This window comes from Mesorhizobium sp. WSM1497 (assembly GCF_001672455.2).
GTDB lineage: Bacteria > Pseudomonadota > Alphaproteobacteria > Rhizobiales > Rhizobiaceae > Mesorhizobium > Mesorhizobium ciceri.
In genome coordinates this window covers 1,859,384-1,878,886 of the sequence record NZ_CP021070.1, presented here as the reverse complement: position 1 = coordinate 1,878,886, position 19,503 = coordinate 1,859,384, and the positions used below count along the sequence as shown (strand labels likewise).

Below are 19,503 nucleotides of genomic sequence, written 5' to 3'. Positions count from 1 at the left end.
GGCGATGAGCATGGATCTGCTCGACAACCTTGCGCTCGGCTTTTCGACGGCGACGTCGCTGACCAACCTCGGTTTCTGCCTGATCGGCGTCCTTCTCGGCACACTGATCGGCGTCCTGCCCGGCATCGGCGCCACCGCGACCATCGCCATGCTTTTGCCCATCACCTTCCAGATCGGCGACCCGGTTTCCTCCCTCATCATGCTCGCCGGCATCTATTACGGTGCGCAATATGGCGGCTCGACCACCGCCATTCTCATCAACATGCCCGGCGAATCCTCGTCCGCCGTCACCGCGATCGACGGCTACCAGATGGCCAGGAACGGCCGCGCCGGGGCGGCCCTCGCGATCGCGGCCATCGGCTCGTTCTTTGCCGGAACCGTGTCGACGTTCCTCGTCGCCATCTTTGCCCCGCCGCTGACGGCGATCGCGCTGAAATTCGGCGCGGCCGAGTATTTTTCGCTGATGATCGTCGGCTTGGTTTCGTCCGTCGCGCTCGCCCACGGCTCGATCGTCAAGGCGCTGGCCATGGTCGTGCTCGGCCTGCTGCTCGGCATTGTCGGCACCGACATTTACACCGGCACGCCGCGCTTCACGCTTGGAATCCGGGAATATGCCGACGGGTTGAATTTCGTTGCGGTGGCGGTCGGCGTCTTTGGCATCGCCGAGATCCTGCGCAACCTCGAAAACGAGGATGAGCGCTCCGTGATGATCCGCAAGGTCACCGGCCTTATGCCGACCCGCGAGGACTTTCGGCGCATGGCAGCGCCCATCGTGCGCGGAACGATCATCGGTTCGGCGCTCGGCATCCTGCCGGGAGGCGGCGCGATCCTGGCAGCCTTTGCCTCCTACACGGTCGAAAAACGCGTCTCGAAAAACCCGAAGGAGTTCGGCAAGGGCGCCATCGAAGGCGTCGCCGGACCGGAATCGGCCAACAATGCCGGTGCGCAGACTTCCTTCATCCCGATGCTGACGCTGGGCATTCCGGCCAACCCGGTCATGGCTCTGATGATCGGCGCCATGATCATCCAGGGCATCGTGCCCGGCCCCAATGTCGCAACCGAACAGCCGGCGCTGTTCTGGGGCATCATCGCCTCGATGTGGATCGGCAATCTGATGCTGATCATCCTCAACCTGCCGCTGATCGGGCTTTGGGTGAAGCTGCTGACGATCCCCTATTACGTGCTTTTCCCGATCATCATGGCGTTCTGCTCGATCGGCGTCTACAGCGTCAACAGCAACGTCTATGATCTCTACGCCGTCGCCTTCTTCGGCTTCCTCGGCTACCTCCTGACCAAGCTGCGCTGCGAACCGGCACCGCTGCTGCTCGGCTTCGTGCTCGGCCCGCTGCTCGAGGAAAACCTGCGCCGCGCCATGATCCTCTCGCGCGGCGACCCGAGCACCTTCGTGACCAGACCGATCAGCGCCGGCCTGCTGCTCATAGCGCTCGCCGTGCTCGCCGTCGTCTTCCTGCCGGCGGTCAAGAAAAAGCGCGAAGAGGTGTTTGTGGAGGAGAGTTGAACTACGCCGCCGTTCCGCCTCGGTCCTGAACCTCTTCGACCGGGTCGAGCGGTGCGATCGGCACCAGCGGTGCCGGCACATCGGTCGTCTTGACCTCGGCCTTGCAGATGTCGGCGATGACGCAGGCCGGGCAATCCGGCTTGCGCGCCTTGCAGACGTAGCGGCCATGCAGGATCAGCCAGTGATGTGCATGGCGCATATATTCGTCCGGAATGATCTTCAACAATCCTTGCTCGACCTGTTCCGGCGTCTTGCCGGGCGCCAATCCGAGCCGGTTGCCGATGCGAAGAATGTGCGTGTCGACCGCCATCGTGTGCTGGCCGAAGGCCATGTTGAGCACGACATTGGCGGTCTTGCGCCCCACCCCGGGCAGCTTGACCAATTCATCACGATTATCGGGTACCTCGCCGCCATGGTCGCGGATCAGCGCCTGCGACAGCGCAATCACATTCTTCGCCTTGTTGCGCCACAGCCCGATGGTGCGGATATATTCGCCGACCCTTGCTTCCCCCAGCGCCAGCATCTTGTGCGGCGTATCGGCGGCCCTGAACAGCGCCCGCGTCGCCTTGTTGACGCCGGCATCCGTCGCTTGCGCCGACAGCACCACCGCGACCAGCAGCGTGAAGGCGTTGACATGTTCGAGTTCGCCTTTCGGCTCGGGCCGCTGGACGGAAAAGCGCCGGAATATCTCGTTAACTTCGGCCGGGCTGTAGCGTGACGCGCGTCGCACCGGCCTCGGGCGCGGCTTTGCGTTCGAACCATCGCGTCGTGCGGGCAACAGCTCTTTTTTGGACAGGGAAGAATCTTTGGACTTGGGGCTTGCCATTTCCCTCCTATAATATCCCCTCATGAGCGACACAAACGCCTCGTTTCAGGCCGACGAGCCATTCTTTCAGGCGCTACTGACCCCGCACCGGTCTCTGGGCCGGACAGGCTTCTTCGTCCTGATGGGCGCGCTGCTGTTCGGCTGGCTGGTGACAGGCGCATTTTTCCTGTCGCGCGGCGCCTGGCCGGTGTTCGGCTTCTTCGGCCTCGACGTGGCCGCCGTCTACATCGCCTTTCGCATCAACTATCGTGCCGCTCGCGCACGCGAAGAAGTCTCGGTCTCGCGCACCAGCCTCGACATCCGCAAGACAGCCCCCTCGGGGAAATCGGAAGCGCATCGCTTCAATCCGTTCTGGGCGCGGTTTTCGGTGGCCCGTCACGCCGAGATCGGCATCACAGGCATGACGGTGCAAGGTGAAGGCCAGAACGTGCCGATCGGATCGTTCCTGGACCCCGATTCCCGCGAGAGTTTTGCCACCGCCTTTTCGCGCGCGCTGGCGACCGCCAAGACACGCTGAGGCAGCCGCGAGCGATTCCTGGGCTCGAATCCGGTGCCTATCCGGGTATGCGCCGCAAGAAGGCAAGTTTCGGGTGGCGATCGACGCCCCAAGGGGCGATATTCCGGCTCAAGGAGACAGTTCCATGAGCACACACACCGCAGTCCTCAAAAAGGACATCACGCCTGAAGGCAGCGATTATGAGATCGTGCGCCGTGCCATCGAGAAGATCAGTCTCGACTATCGCGACCAGCCTTCCCTCGAAGAGCTGGCCGAGGAGGTCGGCGAGACGCCGACCGGCCTGCAAAAACTCTTCACCCGCTGGGCCGGCCTGTCGCCCAAGGCCTTCCTGCAGGCGGTGACACTGGACCATGCGCGCAGGCTGCTCGATTCCGGCATGCCGCTGCTCGAGACCTCATTCGAACTGGGCATGTCCGGCCCCGGCCGGCTGCATGATCTGTTCGTCACGCACGAGGCGATGTCGCCGGGCGACTACAAGACACGCGGCGCCGGGCTCACCATCCGCTACGGCTTCCATTCCTCGCCGTTCGGCACCGCCCTGATCATGGCCACCGAGCGCGGGCTCGCCGGCCTCGCCTTCAGCGACCCCGGCGAGGAACGCGCCGCCTTCGCCGACATGTCCAGCCGCTGGCCGAACGCCATCTACGTCGAGGACATGACTGCCACCGGCCTCTATGCCGCCCGTATCTTCGACCCGACGCTGTGGCGCCCCGACCAGCCGCTGCATGTCGTCATGATCGGCACCGACTTCCAGGTTCGCGTCTGGGAGGCGCTGCTCAAGATCCCGATGGGCAAGGCCCGCACCTATTCCTCGATTGCGGCCAGCATCGGCGCACCGTCCGCCAGCCGTGCGGTCGGTGCGGCCAACGGCGCCAATCCGCTCTCTTTCGTGGTGCCTTGTCACCGCGCCATCGGCAAATCAGGCGACCTCACCGGTTATCATTGGGGCCTGACCCGCAAGCGCGCCATTCTGGGTTGGGAAGCCGGGCAGGTATCGTAATATCGATTTTTCTCGATATTGCGAAGAAAAACATGGTTATATCGGCGCTATCAAGTATAAGCGCTATTTACGCTGTGGTTTCCGCTTTTGCAACCGAGGGCAACCTCCGATTCCTGTAGTTGTTATTTGAGGCGTTATTTTAGGTAACTCTAAATTAACCACGATAAAGTGATGATGCTCTCATATTAATCCGGACGATCCGGCTTGATAGGAGGTCTCGATGACATTGTTTCGCGCCGCCTGCGGCGCAGCTCTGCTGGTTGCCAGCGTCGACGAGGCCGCGTTGGCCACGACGCAGAATGTCATCTTCAACGGCACGATCGCGCCCACCTGCACGCTGGTCGTTGCCACCAACGGTACGATGACGGCCAGTCCCGATCTCCAGTCCCTGAGCTCCCACAACAGCGGCGGCTCGGCTGGAACCGTGACGCTGACGACGACCGGAGGTGTGTCGCTGAGCGTCGACCCGGTCACCACCATGACGGTGCCATCCGCCGACAGCACGTCGACGACCTGGACACCCACCTACTCCGCCGCCGGCGCGCATTCCATCGTCGAGACCGGCTCGACAACCAGCATCACCACCCCCGGCGCAGATCTCGTCTCGGTTCACCTTGCCGGAACCAAGGGCGGCAGCAATCGCTTCGCCAACGGCAATTATCAGGCAACGGTAACGCTGCGCTGCGAATGACGCGAGCGAAGGAGGGGTCGTGAAACATGCTCGAATCCTGGCGACGGCGTTGGCCGTCGGATTGGCGCCCGTTGCCGCCAAGGCTCAGTCGATGTCGCCGATGCGTGGCGATATCAAAAGCTTCACCGACGTCTTTGCGGTTCGCGTCTTCCCCGCCAATCCCTACGACCGCAAGATCCGGGTCGAAATTCACGTCTACGATCAGGATTTCCAGCCGGTAGATGCCAGGGTCTCTCCAAATGTCTTCCAACTGGCCTCCCAGGCCTCCCGTTCTGTCCTTGTGGTTGTGCCTTTCGACGGCGCTGCCGAGCGTAAGGTGCGTATCTGTACCGAAAGCATCCCCTTTCCCAATCAACAGACGCAGATAAGGGCACAGATATGCGGAAAGTTTTTTGGGCGCCGCAAGTCCTGACACTGGCGCTCGCGGCTGTTTGGGCGGGTGCCTCGCCGGCCGGGGCCGAGGACGTCTACAACCTCAACCAGAACGAAAGCGGCTTCAACCTGCCCGGCGTCACCTTGCCCCAGGGCCAGGACGAGGTCCATGCCGCGGATGGCACCACTTGCCGTTCCGCCGTCTCCGGCTCCGGCGCCTATGTCGATCTCGGCGTCATCAGAGGCAACAGCCAGTCCGACAATGATGTCGCCACTTACGGCCGCGTGGTGATCCCCATCGGGCGTACGCCCAAGCGCGTCGATTGCAGCCGTCTCTACGAGCTTGAGGTCGAGCGCCTTCAGCTGGAGCTGAAGCTCCTCAAAATGGGCCTCGGCACCGACGGCCAGACGGCGAGTATTGCCGCCACCGCTCCCGCGACCGCATCACCGGGGTGGGCCAACGAAGGCTGGAGCATCAGAACCGGAAATGGCGATGGCAAGAAAAAGAAGAAGCAGTAGCCGCGCGCTGTTTGCGATGGCGGCACTTGCCGGTTCCTGCCTTCCGATGCAGGCGGCGATCATCGGCACCTGCACCATCATGGTCGGGGCGTCCGGAACGATGAAGGCCAATCCCGCCATCAGCATACTGGGCTCCAAACAGGCAGGCGGATCGAGCGCCAGCGCCACCGTGGTGGCAAGCTCCCTGTTATGCTCAATACTCAACCTGCTTGACTGCTATTCGGTTTCGGCGCCGGCGCCTGCCGCATTCTCGTCCGCGCCGAGCGGCGGTGGCACCAACGTGACGTTCGCTTCGGTCTTCCGCCTCGATGGCTCGGGGGCCGATGTCAACGGAAGTGTGCCGCAGAGGGTTGTCAACGGCACCCACGCGATGCAGGTCGACCTCACCGCCACCAAGTCGAGCGGTATCTTTCCCGCCGGCAACTATCAGGGCACGGTCACCGTGCGCTGCGAATAAGGCCGCGACAACTCAAATCGGGCTGGACCATGCGCGTGGTCTGGCAAGCTGCGGCCTTACAGGTTAGCTTCCACGCAATCGGAACGATCTGCGTTCGCCCGGACGCACGAAGACGCTCCGACATTTTGAATTTGCGTTGCCAGGAGGCCCTGCTTGATTATCGTCATCGGCTCGATCAACCTCGACCTTATCGCCAAGGTCGACCGCTTGCCGAGCCCCGGCGAGACGGTGGGCGGCTCGGCCTTCACCACCGCGCCCGGGGGCAAGGGCGCCAACCAGGCACTGGCCGCCGCACGCGCCGGCGCCTCGGTGCGCATGGTCGGCGCCGTCGGCAGGGACAGCTTCGCCGCCGAAGCACTGGCATTGCTGCGCGACGGCAAGGTCGACCTGTCCGGCGTTGCCGAGACTCACGCCTCGACCGGCACGGCACTGATCATGGTCGCAGACGACGGCGAGAACATCATCGCCGTGGTGCCGGGCGCCAACGCTTCCGTGGTGCCCGGCGATCTCTCCAAGGCCTTTCTGAAAAAAGGCGACGTCGTGTTGCTGCAAAATGAGATTCCGCTGGCCACCGTCGATGCCGCCCTCGACCAGGCAAGGGCGGCCGGCGCCATCACCGTGCTCAACACAGCACCTTTCCAGGCGCAGACAGCCGGCTTTCTCGACAAGGCCGACTATGTCGTCGCCAACGAAACCGAGTTCGACCTCTATGGCGAAGCGCTGTCGCTGCAAGGCCGCGATCGGGCGGCGCGCATGCGCGACTTTGCTGGAAAGACCGGCCGCACCGTCGTCGTCACGCTCGGCGGCGATGGCGTGATGGCGGCGACACCGACCGAGTTCCTGGCCGTTGCTGCGCGCAAGATCGTCCCCGTCGACACGGTCGGCGCCGGCGATACGTTCTGCGGCTATTTCGCCGCCAGCCTGTCGTCGGGCCTCACGCTCGAACAGGCGCTGGCGCGCGCCGGCGCGGCCGGCTCGCTGGCCTGCCTGAAGCCTGGCGCCCAACCGGCGATCCCGCTCGCCAAAGACGTCGATCAGGCGCTGCAGGAAACCCATTAAAATGCTGCGTCCTCAAACAAAACATGCCGTGCCGCCGGCAGGCGACATCTGCCGCCTGTCCGCAGTCGAACTCGCCGGCGCGATCCGGGAGAGAGAGCTTTCCGTGCGCGAGATGGTGGCGGCATTCCTCGACCGCATCGAGGCGGTCAATCCGCTGGTCAACGCCATCGTCTCCTTGCGCGATCGCGCCGATATCCTGCGCGAAGCCGATGCGGCCGATGCCAGCCCAACGCGAGCCAAAACCAACCCGCTCTTCGGCCTGCCGATGGCCATCAAGGACCTCGCCTCGACCACGGGCCTCAGGACCTCTTTCGGCTCGCCGATCTTCGCCGATTTCGTGCCGCAGGAGGACGATTTCTTCGTCGAGCGCATCCGCAATGCCGGCGCCATTATCATCGGCAAGACCAACGTCCCCGAATTCGGGCTTGGTTCCAACACCTACAACGCCGTGTTCGGGCCGACGCTGAACGCCTTCGATCCGGCCCTGACCGCCGGAGGCTCGAGCGGCGGCGCGGCCGTTGCCCTGGCGCTCGACATGGTGCCCGTCGCCGATGGCAGCGACTTTGGCGGCTCGCTGCGCAACCCGGCCGCCTGGAACAATGTTTTTGGCTTCCGCCCGTCGCAAGGACTTGTTCCCGGTGGACCCGATTTCGAAGTCTTCCATGCGCAGATGGGCGTCGACGGGCCGATGGGCCGCAACGTCCGTGACATGGCACTGCTGCTCGATGTGCAGGCCGGTTACCACCCGCACGCGCCATTGTCCTACGAGAAACCCGGCTCGTTCCTCGAAGGGCTTGGAATACCCGCAATTGGTGGCCGCATCGCCTGGCTCGGTGACCTCGGCGGTCATCTGCCGGTTGAAACAGGCATTCTCGGCCTGTGCGAGGCGGCACTTGGCCGCTTTGCGGAGGCGTCCTTCGCGACCGAGCCCCTGCTGCCGGATTTCGATTTCGAAGCGCTGTGGCAGGCCTTCGTGACGCTGCGCCAGGCCAGCAGCGGCTGCGCGCTCAAAACCCACTATGACGATCCCGCAAAGCGCCGCCTGCTCAAGCCGGAAGCCATCTGGGAAGTGGAGAACGCAACGCGGCTGACGGCGCCGCAGATCCGCGCCGCTTCGGTCATCCGCACGTCCTGGCATCGCACGCTTCTGTCGATCTTCGACCGCTATGATCTGATTGCGCTGCCGACAGCGCAGGTCTTCCCCTTCGACATCGATACGCATTGGCCGCGTGAGGTCGCCGGACGCACAATGGACAGCTATCACCGCTGGATGCAGGTTTCCGCCTTCGCGACCTTGGGCGGCTGCCCGGCGGCCAATGTGCCGGTCGGCTTCGACGATAGAGGGCGGCCGATGGGCATGCAGCTGATCGGCCGGCCACGCGGCGACCTTGCCGTGCTCAAGGCGGCGGCCGCCTATGAGGCAACACTGCCCTGGCCGGCCGGCGCCTGAATCGCACGCGTTGGCGTGCCGCGGCGCTTCGCGCACCGGCTTGCATCGCTATCGCCGCCATGCATTGATTATCCTCAGCCGCGCCGCCTCGGCGGTATTCCTGGGGAAAAAGCATGTCGCTCGAACTCTACGCCGCCTATGTCCTCGCTTGCATCGTCATTATCCTGGTGCCCGGTCCGACGGTCACGCTGATCATTGCCAACAGCATCCGCCATGGCTCGCGCGCCGGCCTCGCCAACGTCGCCGGCACGCAGGCCGGGCTTGCCGTGATGATCGCCATCGTCGGCATCGGCCTCAACACGCTGATCGCAGGCATGGGCCACTGGTTCGAATGGGTACGGCTGATCGGTGCCGCCTATCTGATCTGGATGGGTGTGCAGATGTTCCGTTCCAAGGGCACGTTGAATGCCGATGGAACAGCGAGAAAGCCGCGGGGCGGCTTCTTCCTGCAGGGCCTGCTGGTGGCGCTGAGCAACCCCAAGACGCTGATTTTCTTCGGCGCCTTCTTTCCGCAGTTCATTTCGCCGCAAGGCAACTACTCGCTGCAGATCGCCGTCATGGGTCTGACCGCCATGATCTTCGCCGCCTTCTCGGATTCGACTTACGCGCTGGCCGCCGGCCGCGCCGGGCGCCTGCTGTCGGCCGGCCGCATCAAACTCCTGTCGAGGATCAGCGGCAGCTTCATGGTCGGCGGCGGCCTGTGGCTGGCGTTTTCGCGGTCGAAGTAAAGGCGGCCGAGCCGGCGCCGCAAGGAGTTGCAGCACCCTGGAATGGCAACAGATTGAAAGTGTGCTGTCCCACCACCACATGAATCTGGCCTGAGGGATTCATGTCTGTCTTTTGGACTTGGGATGGTTTGAAGAGGAACGCGCCTGGCGTGATCCTCTTTATTGGTGCGTTTGCGGTTATGATCATGTTGGCGGCAAACAAATGGATCAACGACGCCAGCCCGATCCGATCGGTCGACACAGTCGAGGCAAACGTCGAAAGTGTCCGGTTGGACCATGGCCGCGGCATATATCTGGTTTCTATCGAGAACGGTTCGTCTGTCCTTATCGATGACGATCACCCGCATCTGATCGGCTCGCGCACAAACATCGAACGCGTCACGCGCGACAATGGCTTCGTCTTCTACCGATTCGTGAATTGAATCATGGCAACAGTATCTTCTCTCAGAAACCGCCTGCTTCTGTTTCAGGCAGAATACCGAGACGCAGTCATTGGTGTCGTATTCTTCTGCGCACTGCCGCTGGCGGCGCTGATCCCGATTGCGATGAACCAGGACAATCCGGTTGTGGCAACTCAGAGTGTGATGGGCACTATCGAGTATGTGAGGTTAATGCCCATCAATCCGAAGATGGCTGCCGGGCGCGGGCTGTATTACACATACGATGTCCGCCTTGATGGCAACAACGCGGTGACATCCATTGATGATGAAGTGGGGATGCCGCACCTTGTCGGTTCGGTCATCCCCATCGAGCGGCAACATCATAAGCGCGGCGGAGACACCTATCGGTTTCTCAATGAGTGAAGACGCGTGCTCACAAGTTCAGTTCTGTTCTGACGGTCAGTTAAGCCGCCCCAGCCTCTCCACCAGCAAGGCGAAAAACGCATCATGGTCGATGTCGCGCATCACCATGGCGTTCTTCGGCCTTTTGGTGACGCCCCACCAGTCGATCACGGTCATGCCCATGGTCAGTTCCGAGGCGGTTTCCACGCTGACGTTGCAGTTGCGGCCTTTGAACAGGTCCGGCTTCAACAGATAGGCGATGACGCAAGGATCGTGCAGCGGGCCACCGTCGGTGCCGTATTTCTCTTCATCGAAGCGCTCGAAGAACTCCAGCATCTCCGCGGTGGCGGTGCCGACCGTGGTGCCCAGCGCGCGGAAGGCCTGCGTGCGCTTGGCGGTGGTCAGCGCCTTGTGGGTGACGTCGAGCGGCATCATCACGATCGGAATGCCGGATTTGAGCACGACATCTGCGGCCTGCGGGTCGACATAGATGTTGAATTCGGCGGTCGGGGTGACATTGCCGCCTTCGAAGAAGCCGCCGCCCATCAGCACGATTTCCTTGATGCGCGGTGCAATGCGCGGCTCGCGGATCAGCGCCAGCGCAATGTTGGTGAGCGGGCCGAGCGCGCAAAGCGTGATCGTGCCGCTTTCTTCGCTCATCAGCGTCTGGACGATGAAATCGACCGCGTACTGGTCCTGCAGCTTCATCGTCGGTTCGGGCAATTGCGGACCGTTGAGGCCGGTCTTGCCATGCACTTCCTCGGCGGTGACCAGTTCGCGCGTCAGGGGCCGGATGGCACCGGCATAGATCTTGATGTCCGGGCGGCCGGCCAGCTCGCAGATCTTGCGGGCATTCTTTTCGGTAAGCTTCAGCGGCACGTTGCCGGCAACGGCTGATATGCCGACGATCTCCAGTTCGGAGCTGCCGAGCGCCAGCAATATGGCGACGGCATCATCCTGGCCGGGATCCGTGTCGATGATGATCTTGCGTGACTGGGGCATTTCAATTCCTTGTTTGGCGAGGTCGTGGACTTGCATCGATCCGATCGGAACATCCAAATGACGCCGAAGCGGCCGCGAGCTGCCAGGCCGAACCGCTCGACCGGGGAAGACAATCCCGACCCGCGCGCTTTTCCTTGCATCTGCTCGCCGTTTCAAGCGCCATGTCTGTCATTCCTGTGAGTCCACGGCCTGGTCTTTTTGGGCGGGTCTGTTGACGGCTTGAACTTGGTCGCGGGGCGGACCATATCAAGGCCATCGGGAAAAATGCCATCTGGGTTTTTCCACTTTATGTCGCTCTTGAGAGGACAGTGTAACATGAGCCGAATGACGCCCTTTTCCAGCCCGCTTCTGCTTGGTTTCGACGCCATGGAAAAGACCCTGGAACGCCTGGCGAAGTCCGGTGACAGCTACCCTCCCTACAACATCGAACGCCTCAGCGGCGCCGACGGCAAAACCGAAAGGTTGCGCATCACATTGGCGGTCGCCGGTTTCGCCGAAAGCGATCTCGATGTCACCACGGAGGAAAACCAGTTGGTCGTGCGCGGCCGTCAGACCGACGACACCGAGCGCGAATTTCTTCATCGCGGCATAGCCGCGCGCCAGTTCCAGCGCTGTTTCGTGCTGGCCGACGGCATGCGGGTGATCGCAGCGGAGTTGAAGAACGGCCTTTTGGCGATCGACCTCGATCGGCCGGAGTCCGAACGGCTGGTACGGAAAATAAACATATCGGTGAAAGACTGATCTTTACCGATGGCTCTCATGCGGGATGGCCTTGAGCGGCGTCCTCGCGCCAAGGAGGCTTTGAAATGACCAGAACTGAAACTATCACCATGACCAATGGCGAATTCGCTCATCTCGGCGAGGGCTCGGTCGCTTATCTCAGAAAGGTCTCGAGCGACGAATTGCTCGGCCGTTTCCCCAATCTCGGCGAAATCGCTCCCGGCATGGAACTGTGGGCGCTGTTTGCCGCCAATGGCCAGCCGATCCTGCTTTCCGACGCGCGTGACCGCGCACTGGCCGGTGCCATGGAAAACGACCTGACCACGGTCGCCATCCACTAAGACCCAGCGCGCCGCCCTGTTAGGCGCGACCAGCAGGCTCAAACGCATAGGGCCGCCCGTGGCGGCCCTTGAAGTTCGTCTCACCAGAAAAATCAGGCCGCGTGCGAGGCCTGGGTGTCCGATAAAAGCGCGTGGATAGCCGCGGCGTCGCGCGTACCCCTGATCTTGGCCACCGTGTCGGCGTCACGCAGCACTCGCGCGATGCGCGACAGTGCCTTGAGGTGATCGGCACCCGCCCCTTCCGGCGCCAGCAGCAGAAACACCAGATCGACGGGCTGATCGTCCAGCGATTCGAAATCGACAGGCGTCTCCAGCCGGGCGAAAACACCTGCGATGCGCTTCACGCCGGCCAGCTTGCCGTGCGGGATGGCGATGCCGTTGCCGACGCCGGTCGAACCCAGCCGCTCACGCTGCAGGATGGTGTCGAACACCTCCCGCTCCGGAATGCCGGAAATCGCCGCCGCCCGTTCGGACAGCAATTGCAGCAGCTGCTTCTTGGAGTTCGCCTTCAACGCCGGCAATATCGCCGGAACGTTGATAAGATCGCTCAGATCCATGCTTGAAAATCCCTTGTTCGCCTGCCGTCACCAGTCCTCACCCCTCGTGCGGCCGGCTCTTATCCCAGTGCGACCTCGTCGTCACCGTGCGACCCTTGTCGTCACCGTGCGACCGTTGTCGTCACGCTTGTGCGACCTTGGTCGTCGACGGGTCGATCCAACCGATATTTCCATCGGGTCGGCGATAGACGATGTTGAGATGGTCGGTTCCCGCGTTGCGGAAGACGAAGACCGGGCTGTCCTTGGTGTCGAGCTCGATGACCGCCGACGCCACCGACATGGTCTTCAGCGTCATGGTTGATTCGGCGACGATGGCCGGCGCGAAATTCTCCGGAATGTCCTCGTCGTCATCGGCAAGCGGCGCCATCACCGTGTAGGCTATGTCGGTCGGCTGGCCGTTGGCGGCGCCCGAATTGTGCGATTTCAGCCGGCGCTTGTAGCGCCTCAGGCGGGTTTCCAGACGGTCCGCCGCCGCCTCGAAGGCAAGCGTCGGATCCTGGGCATCGCCGGTGGCCTGCAGCGAAGCGCCGGAATCCAGCCGGATCATGCAATCCGCCGAATAGCGCGAACCCGATTTGATGACCGTGACATGTCCGGCAAAGCCGCGATCGAAATATTTGCCGATCGCTTCGCCGACACGATCGTTGATGCGTGTCCGAAACGCATCGCCGATGTCCATGTGTTTTCCCGATATGCGCAGATTCATCTGAAAACTGACCTTCCTTGCTCAGGCTTCAAACTGGCCCGAGTTTATACTCGTGATCCGTGCGCACAAGCTTTGCGGCGTCACTTGCGCCGATTTTAAATCCAGACTTTCCGGTTGATCACAAGCCGCCCTTTGACCGTCCCGAGGCCAACGTCGTGACGGACCATCCGCATGCGGGCATCTAGCCCGTCTCATGCGGGCGGGCTTCTAGCCAGTTCACCGCGGCTTGTCAATGAAGTGCTGGCTTGTGGAAAATCGACCCGCCTCAGCGCCCGGCGCTGGCCATCGCACGTTTCTCGCGCCGGCGCTGCACCGAGGAGGGGATATTCATGCCTTCCCGGTACTTGGCGACCGTACGCCTTGCAATGTCGACGCCACTTTCGCGCAACATGTCGACGATTGCATCGTCGGAAAGCACGTCGACGGGCTTCTCCTCGTCGATCAACTGCTTGATGCGGTCACGCACGGCTTCCGAGGAGTGCGCATCGCCGCCGCCCGATGCGGCGATCGAGGCGGTGAAGAAGTAGCGAAGCTCGAACACGCCGCGCGGCGTCAGCATGTATTTATTGGCTGTGACCCGGCTGACGGTCGATTCGTGCATGCCGATGGCGTCGGCCACCGTGCGCAGATTGAGCGGCTTCAGCTGCCGCACGCCATGGACGAGGAAGGCGTCCTGCTGGCGAACGATTTCCGAAGCGACCTTGAGGATGGTCTTTGCCCGCTGGTCGAGGCTGCGCGTCAGCCAGTTGGCGTTCTGCAGGCATTCGGCCAGAAAATCCTTTTCCGCCTGGTTCTTGGCCTGCGGAGAGACCTGGGCGAAATAGATATGGTCGACCAACACCCGCGGCAGCGTTTCGGCATTGAGTTCGACCGTCCAGCTGCCGTCATTGGCCGCGCGCACCTCGACATCGGCGACGATCGCGTCGCTGGCGCCGCCCGAAAACGCCATGCCCGGCCGGGGATCGAGCGCCCGGATTTCGGCCAGCATGTCGAGCAGATCCTCCTCGTCGACACCGCAGATCCGTTTCAATGCGTGAAAATCGCGCCGTGCCAGGAGTTCGAGATTGGCGACCAGCGCCTTCATCGCCGGATCGAGCCGGCTCCGCACGGCAAGCTGCAGCGACAGGCATTCGGCCAGGTCGCGGGCAAACAGGCCGGCCGGCTCGAAGGTCTGACACACCGCCAGCACCTTCGCCACGGCGGCCGCATCCGCACCGAGACGAGCGGCGATCTCTGCCAGATCGGCACGCAGATAGCCGGTCTCGTCAAGGCCGTCGGCGAGGTCGGCGGCGATCAGACGTGCAGCCGGATCGGCGAAGGCTAGCGCCACCTGTTCACCGACATGGTCGCGCAGCGTGATCGCAGCAGTCGCCATATCGCCGGCGTCAAACCACTCGGATGAGGAACCCGCGCCATTGCCGGAAGCCGATTTCCATTGCGCCGTCAGGTCGGGACCGAGCCGCTCGCTGGTGCCCGGGTCGTCGGGAAACAGGTTTTCCAGCGACGTGTCGAGCTTGTCCGAGATCGCCTCGGCGCTCCACTGTGTCTCGTTTTCGAACCAGTCGCCTTCGGAGGTGGCTTGCGGCTCCGCCTCGATCTTCTGCGCCTGGTCGCTGGCGGCATCGTCCTGCGGCTCGGCGCGCTCCAGCAGCGGATTGCGCTCGATTTCCTCGTCGATGAAATGCTCGAGTTCGACATGGGTGAACTGCAGCAGCCGAATCGACTGCATCAGTTGCGGCGTCATCACCAGCGACTGCGATTGTCGTAGCTGTAGTTTGGCCGCCAACGCCATGGTTCGGTTTCAAACGCCTCGTCTACGCATCCGGACTTCCGGAAAGGAATTTTGCAGCCGGCCATAGAAACTGGCCCGGCTTTTGCTTGTCAAGGCAATTGGTAGCAAAACTCGCTTACCGGAGCGTTATCTCGGAGCAAAATCGACGAAAAAGCGCCGCGCGAACCGCAAAAATCGTGTCAGGAAACAAATTTCACGCTCAGAGGGTGAAACCCTCGCCGAGGTAAAGTCGCCGCACATCCGGGTTTGCCACCACTTCGTCGGCCCTTCCATGGGTCAGCACCTGGCCGGCATGGATGATGTAGGCGCGGTCGATGAGGCCGAGCGTTTCGCGCACATTGTGATCGGTGATGAGGACGCCGATGCCGCGCGCCGTCAGGTGGCGCACCAGTTGCTGGATATCCGCGACGGCGATCGGATCGATGCCGGCGAAAGGCTCGTCGAGGAGCATGTAGGCCGGACGCGTCGCCAGCGCTCGCGCGATTTCCAAGCGTCGCCGCTCGCCGCCCGAAAGCGACATGGATGGCGCCTTGCGCAGATGGCTGATGTGGAATTCCTCGAGCAGTTCGTCGAGATTGCGCTCGCGCACCTTGCGGTCCTTTTCGACCACTTCCAGCACGGCGCGGATATTCTGCTCGACATTGAGGCCGCGGAAGATCGATGCTTCCTGCGGCAGATAGCCGATGCCGAGGCGTGCGCGACGGTACATCGGCATCGACGTGACATCGAAGCCGTCGATCTCGATCGTGCCTTCATCCACCGGCACCAGGCCGGTAACCATATAGAAACAGGTCGTTTTGCCGGCGCCGTTGGGGCCGAGCAGTCCAACGGCCTCTCCGGCGCGCACGCCGATGGTAACGCCGCTGACGACCTTGCGGCCCTTGTAGCTCTTGGTCAGCCCCTTGGCGATCAGGGTTCCCTTGAACTTTCCCGCATCGACGGTCACCGTGGCCGGCGCCGAAAGCTTGCCGGCGGCCCGTCCCGGAAGACGCGCCGTCAGCGACGACAGGCTGGCCATCAGGGGTTCGTCGCTCCCGATTTCGGCGGCGGCGTGATCGACATCTGGACGCGTTGCCCAGCGCATGGATCCACCTGAGCCAGCCCGCTTTTCATCTGCACGGTAAGCTTGCAGCCCACCAGAACGTTGTCGTTTTGCGACAGAACGACCTTTTTGCCCGAAAGCACCAGCACCTGGCTCTTCATATCGAAGCTGCCTTGATCGCCGGTCGCGATCTGCGCATCCGACTTGATATAGACCTTGTCGGAGATCTCCAGGTGATCGATGTTGGCCGAGCCCGTCATCGCAGCACCCGCGGCCTCCGTGCCCTTGGCAGCGGCGTTGGGGTCCTTGACGTAGTAGACCGTCATCTTGCCGGCCTTCATCAATGTCGGCCCCTGGACGACGCTGACATTGCCCGTGAAGATCGCGACACTGTCGGCCTGGCGGACTTCCAGCTTGTCGCTCTCGATCTGGATCGGCTTGTCGCCGGACAGTTTGAGGCCTGATTGACTGGTCGTCTGCGCCCATGACGGCACGAGTCCGAGCAGCAGCAACGCTGAAGTTGCAGCCGCGAGCCGCGTCGAACTACTGAGCCGCATTGGTTTCTCCGCTGTTTCCCTGTGCCGCCTTCAGGGCGGCGGAATCGATGTTGACGCGCACTTTGTTCTCGAAAACCAGAATCTTGCCATTGTCCTGAACCGACATCGTATCCGCCGTGATCCGCGACCCGCCACGGCTGACATCGACGGGATCTCCTGTCTTCATAGTGCCTTTGCCCATGTCGAGGAAGACCGATTTGAACTTGGCCTGCATGCCGTCGGTCGTGGTGATCGTCACGTCGCTGGTCAGGTTCATCGTATTGCCGTCGCGATCGTAGGTGCCGTGCGAGGCCTTGACCGCCGCCACATTGTCGGACGCGATCGGCACCTTGGCGTCGATGCCTTCCAGCTCGATGATACCTTGCGTGCTGACATCCTGAATGGCACGCAGCGCCGTCATCGAATAAGGCTGCTTCTGCTTGGTGAAACCGTTGAGCTTGGGATTGGCCATCACCAGCTTGCCGTTGGAAAAGGCAGTGCCTTCCGCCTGAATCTTCACCGAGACGGGTGCGGCGAGATAGGAATAGACCGGGAAAGCGACCGCTATCAGTGCTGCGGCCACCGGCACGGCAAATTTGAGAACGCGCACGCGGCGCGAATGACGCTGCGCACGGTCGAAAGCATCGCCGCGCGTCCGGACGTCCGCCGGGGGAGCCAACACCGCCTCGGCGTCGGTCGGTTCAATCGGTCGCGCTAACATTCACTGCTTTCTTCTAATCCTGCCCGCCCTCGGGCACCGCCTATAGGTGGGACGCCGGCGCTTTCAAGCAAGCACAAGCCCACGAAAACTGCAAAAATGTGACAGCCGCCTTTGTACAGACGAAAACGAAGTCCGCACAACTGCGTGTTCTCCATAGCAGAAACAGACACGCGGCGTAAAATTTATCAGCCATCGGTCTCGTCGCCCGACCTGGTGGCGATTGCACGAATATGTGAGCAGACCGAGGCCTGGAGAGGGCCTGACCCGGCCCCGTCGACTGTCGACGCGGATAGCCACCTCACGTCCAGGCGCCGACTTGTCTCGCCATGCGCAAAAGAGAACTGCTTCCAGATGGGAGGATCATGGTCTAAAAGCGTCTCCTCCCGCCGACTGAAAGGCTGACCATGGCACTGAGAGCCGACGACCTGATCGACCGCCGCCGTTTGCGGCGCAAGCTGACATTCTGGCGCGTCGTCGCCATAGGCATCATAGCCCTTGGGGTGATTGCGCTTTCAACCTGGTTCTATGGCGACGATTTCGGCGGCTCGACGGTCGACCATATTGCCAAGGTCAAGATCGAAGGCACGATCACCGAGGACGAGGAACTGATCGAGCGGCTGGAAACCATCCGTCTTTCATCGAAGGTGAAAGGCGTGATCCTGTCGATCGATTCGCCTGGCGGCACCACCGTTGGCGGTGAATCGATCTATGAAGAAGTGCGCAAGCTGGCCGCCGACAAGCCGGTGGTGGCGGAAGTCGGCACGCTCGCCGCATCGGCGGGCTATATGATCGCCAGTGCCGCCGATCACATCGTTGCCCGCAAGACCTCGATCGTCGGCTCGATCGGCGTGCTGATCCAGTATCCCGACGTCAGCGGCCTGATGGACAAACTCGGCGTCAAGCTGGAGGAGGTGAAATCCTCGCCGCTGAAAGCCGCGCCCTCTCCCTTCAAGCCGACCAATGACGACGAGCGCGCCATGGTTCGCAAGCTCATCCTCGACAGTTACAACTGGTTCGTCGACATCGTCGCCGAACGCCGCAAGATGAGCCGCGAACAAGCGCTGGTGCTTGCCGACGGCTCGATATTCACCGGTCGCCAGGGCGTTGCCAACGGGCTGATCGACGCCGTCGGCGGCGAGACCGTGGCGGTCGACTGGCTGGCGACCAAGGGCGTCGATGCCAAGCTCAAGGTCGTCGAGTGGAAGGATACCGAACGGCGCAGCGGCTTCCTGTTCTCGAAAGCGATGGCGCAAACGATCGGCAGTGCGCTCGGCCTGCCCGCCTACAGCAGCGACGTCATCCATGAACTCGGAGCCGACCGCTTGTTTCTTGACGGTCTCGTTTCCGTCTGGCACCCTTGAGAAGCCGTTTGGGGCAAGTGAAAAAAGCAAATAAAATCATCCTCATAATTTTGACCGCACTGCTTTCACGGGGACCCGTCTCATGATCAAGTCCGAACTTGTGCAGATTATTGCCACGCGCAATCCGCATCTTTTCCTGCGCGACGTCGAAAACATCGTCGGCGCGATCTTTGATGAAATCACCGACGCCCTTGCCGAAGGCAACCGGGTCGAGTTGCGTGGCTTCGGCGCTTTTTCGGTGAAAAATCGTCCCGCCCGCACCGGACGCAATCCACGCACCGGCGAATCCGTCGAGGTCGAGGAGAAATGGGTGCCGTTCTTCAAGACCGGCAAGGAACTGCGTGAAAGGCTGAACGGCGGCAAGTAGGCGCGACGTCAGCGCCTGACGGCCTTTCGGACAGGCCAGCTTCCGACGGAAAACATCATGTTCAATCGCTTCATCCTTATCGCGATCTTCGTGCCCCTGGCGATCATCCTGATCGCACTCGCTGTCGCCAACCGCGAACTGGTCGCCTTCACGCTGGACCCGTTCAATCCCGGCAATCCGAAGCTGACCCTGACTTTGCCGCTGTTCATCTTCCTGTTCCTGGCGCTCGCCATCGGCATGATCGTCGGCAGTCTGGCTACGTGGGTCAAACAGGGTCGCTATCGCAAGCTGGCGCGCCAGCGCGGCGTCGAAGCCGAGAACCTGCGCCAGGCGGTCAGCCGTGCGCCGGCGGTATCACAAAGCCAGGCACCGGGGTCCGCCCAAGAGGCAGCATTGCCGAAGCCGACCGCTTGAGCCGCCAATCGGCGGTTTTGTCCT

General features: G+C 62.3%; 25 protein-coding genes. 17 read left to right on the top strand and 8 right to left on the bottom strand.

The features are described from left to right. Positions 1-10 precede the first annotated feature (10 nt). Positions 11-1,519: a tripartite tricarboxylate transporter permease gene (locus A9K65_RS09220; RefSeq protein WP_027161338.1), complete on the top strand. Its 1,509-nt coding sequence runs from the start codon at positions 11-13 to the stop codon at positions 1,517-1,519. A gap of 1 nt (position 1,520) precedes the next feature. Here A9K65_RS09220 and nth read toward each other — a convergent pair whose 3' ends face one another. Then, a complete protein-coding gene (gene nth, locus A9K65_RS09215; protein ID WP_024502815.1) occupies positions 1,521-2,345 on the bottom strand; it encodes an endonuclease III in 825 nt (274 codons plus the stop codon). A 22-nt stretch (positions 2,346-2,367) separates the two neighbouring features. Between nth and A9K65_RS09210 the strand changes: the two genes are divergently transcribed. From A9K65_RS09210 to A9K65_RS09160, 11 genes are all read left to right on the top strand, one after another. Continuing rightward, positions 2,368-2,862: a DUF2244 domain-containing protein gene (locus tag A9K65_RS09210; RefSeq protein WP_013529603.1), complete on the top strand. Its 495-nt coding sequence runs from the start codon at positions 2,368-2,370 to the stop codon at positions 2,860-2,862. A 124-nt stretch (positions 2,863-2,986) separates the two neighbouring features. Next, positions 2,987-3,862: a bifunctional helix-turn-helix domain-containing protein/methylated-DNA--[protein]-cysteine S-methyltransferase gene (locus A9K65_RS09205; RefSeq protein ID WP_064995574.1), complete on the top strand. Its 876-nt coding sequence runs from the start codon at positions 2,987-2,989 to the stop codon at positions 3,860-3,862. 220 nt (positions 3,863-4,082) lie between these two features. Continuing rightward, positions 4,083-4,553: a hypothetical protein gene (locus tag A9K65_RS09200; protein ID WP_027161336.1), complete on the top strand. Its 471-nt coding sequence runs from the start codon at positions 4,083-4,085 to the stop codon at positions 4,551-4,553. A 19-nt stretch (positions 4,554-4,572) separates the two neighbouring features. Continuing rightward, positions 4,573-4,965 (top strand): hypothetical protein, encoded by a 393-nt coding sequence (locus A9K65_RS09195; protein ID WP_064995573.1) that lies wholly within the window; start codon positions 4,573-4,575, stop codon positions 4,963-4,965. Continuing rightward, complete coding sequence (locus A9K65_RS09190; RefSeq protein WP_027161334.1) at positions 4,932-5,444, top strand: hypothetical protein; 513 nt, start codon at positions 4,932-4,934, stop codon at positions 5,442-5,444. Before A9K65_RS09195 ends, A9K65_RS09190 begins: the two co-directional genes overlap by 34 nt. Beyond that, on the top strand, positions 5,419-5,901 hold the full coding sequence (locus tag A9K65_RS09185; RefSeq protein WP_064995572.1) for a hypothetical protein: 483 nt from the start codon (positions 5,419-5,421) through the stop codon (positions 5,899-5,901). Before A9K65_RS09190 ends, A9K65_RS09185 begins: the two co-directional genes overlap by 26 nt. Positions 5,902-6,054: 153 nt before the next feature. Further along, positions 6,055-6,960 carry a ribokinase gene (locus tag A9K65_RS09180; RefSeq protein ID WP_064995571.1) on the top strand — a complete coding sequence of 302 codons (906 nt, stop codon included), beginning with the start codon at positions 6,055-6,057 and terminating at the stop codon, positions 6,958-6,960. A 1-nt stretch (position 6,961) separates the two neighbouring features. After that, positions 6,962-8,410, top strand: a complete 1,449-nt coding sequence (locus A9K65_RS09175) for an amidase (protein ID WP_064995570.1) — start codon at positions 6,962-6,964, stop codon at positions 8,408-8,410. 113 nt (positions 8,411-8,523) lie between these two features. Next, positions 8,524-9,138 (top strand): LysE family translocator, encoded by a 615-nt coding sequence (locus A9K65_RS09170; protein ID WP_013529595.1) that lies wholly within the window; start codon positions 8,524-8,526, stop codon positions 9,136-9,138. Positions 9,139-9,239: 101 nt separating this feature from the next. Further along, positions 9,240-9,560: a hypothetical protein gene (locus A9K65_RS09165; protein ID WP_013529594.1), complete on the top strand. Its 321-nt coding sequence runs from the start codon at positions 9,240-9,242 to the stop codon at positions 9,558-9,560. Between the two features lie 3 nt (positions 9,561-9,563). After that, complete coding sequence (locus A9K65_RS09160; protein WP_064995569.1) at positions 9,564-9,941, top strand: hypothetical protein; 378 nt, start codon at positions 9,564-9,566, stop codon at positions 9,939-9,941. Positions 9,942-9,977: 36 nt separating this feature from the next. Here A9K65_RS09160 and A9K65_RS09155 read toward each other — a convergent pair whose 3' ends face one another. Continuing rightward, the gene (locus tag A9K65_RS09155; protein ID WP_064995662.1) at positions 9,978-10,922 is read right to left on the bottom strand and encodes a nucleoside hydrolase; all 945 of its coding nucleotides are present in this window, start codon (positions 10,920-10,922) and stop codon (positions 9,978-9,980) included. Between the two features lie 315 nt (positions 10,923-11,237). On the opposite strand from A9K65_RS09155, the gene A9K65_RS09150 reads away from it, so the two are divergent. Then, on the top strand, positions 11,238-11,663 hold the full coding sequence (locus A9K65_RS09150) for an Hsp20 family protein (RefSeq protein ID WP_013529591.1): 426 nt from the start codon (positions 11,238-11,240) through the stop codon (positions 11,661-11,663). 65 nt (positions 11,664-11,728) lie between these two features. After that, the gene (locus A9K65_RS09145; RefSeq protein WP_013529590.1) at positions 11,729-11,983 is read left to right on the top strand and encodes a DUF1150 family protein; all 255 of its coding nucleotides are present in this window, start codon (positions 11,729-11,731) and stop codon (positions 11,981-11,983) included. A gap of 92 nt (positions 11,984-12,075) precedes the next feature. Here the strand turns inward: A9K65_RS09145 and ptsN are convergent, their stop codons facing one another. From ptsN to lptC, 6 genes are all read right to left on the bottom strand, one after another. Then, the gene (ptsN, locus tag A9K65_RS09140; protein ID WP_013529589.1) at positions 12,076-12,540 is read right to left on the bottom strand and encodes a PTS IIA-like nitrogen regulatory protein PtsN; all 465 of its coding nucleotides are present in this window, start codon (positions 12,538-12,540) and stop codon (positions 12,076-12,078) included. 121 nt (positions 12,541-12,661) lie between these two features. Next, positions 12,662-13,246 (bottom strand): ribosome-associated translation inhibitor RaiA, encoded by a 585-nt coding sequence (gene raiA / locus A9K65_RS09135; protein ID WP_013529588.1) that lies wholly within the window; start codon positions 13,244-13,246, stop codon positions 12,662-12,664. 265 nt (positions 13,247-13,511) lie between these two features. Continuing rightward, complete coding sequence (rpoN, locus tag A9K65_RS09130; protein WP_064995568.1) at positions 13,512-15,038, bottom strand: RNA polymerase factor sigma-54; 1,527 nt, start codon at positions 15,036-15,038, stop codon at positions 13,512-13,514. A gap of 199 nt (positions 15,039-15,237) precedes the next feature. Then, positions 15,238-16,056 carry an LPS export ABC transporter ATP-binding protein gene (lptB, locus tag A9K65_RS09125; RefSeq protein ID WP_013529586.1) on the bottom strand — a complete coding sequence of 273 codons (819 nt, stop codon included), beginning with the start codon at positions 16,054-16,056 and terminating at the stop codon, positions 15,238-15,240. Continuing rightward, complete coding sequence (locus A9K65_RS09120) at positions 16,056-16,637, bottom strand: LptA/OstA family protein (RefSeq protein ID WP_013529585.1); 582 nt, start codon at positions 16,635-16,637, stop codon at positions 16,056-16,058. Before A9K65_RS09120 ends, lptB begins: the two co-directional genes overlap by 1 nt. Then, positions 16,624-17,337, bottom strand: coding sequence for an LPS export ABC transporter periplasmic protein LptC (lptC, locus tag A9K65_RS09115; protein ID WP_064995567.1), 714 nt, complete (start codon positions 17,335-17,337; stop codon positions 16,624-16,626). Before lptC ends, A9K65_RS09120 begins: the two co-directional genes overlap by 14 nt. Positions 17,338-17,741: 404 nt before the next feature. On the opposite strand from lptC, the gene sppA reads away from it, so the two are divergent. The 3 genes from sppA (at position 17,742) to A9K65_RS09100 (ending at position 19,479) form a co-directional block, all read left to right on the top strand. After that, positions 17,742-18,698: a signal peptide peptidase SppA gene (sppA, locus tag A9K65_RS09110; RefSeq protein ID WP_064995566.1), complete on the top strand. Its 957-nt coding sequence runs from the start codon at positions 17,742-17,744 to the stop codon at positions 18,696-18,698. An 82-nt stretch (positions 18,699-18,780) separates the two neighbouring features. Continuing rightward, positions 18,781-19,065 (top strand): integration host factor subunit beta, encoded by a 285-nt coding sequence (locus tag A9K65_RS09105; protein WP_006200394.1) that lies wholly within the window; start codon positions 18,781-18,783, stop codon positions 19,063-19,065. A 57-nt stretch (positions 19,066-19,122) separates the two neighbouring features. After that, positions 19,123-19,479, top strand: coding sequence for a DUF1049 domain-containing protein (locus A9K65_RS09100; RefSeq protein ID WP_064995565.1), 357 nt, complete (start codon positions 19,123-19,125; stop codon positions 19,477-19,479). Positions 19,480-19,503: the final 24 nt, after the last annotated feature.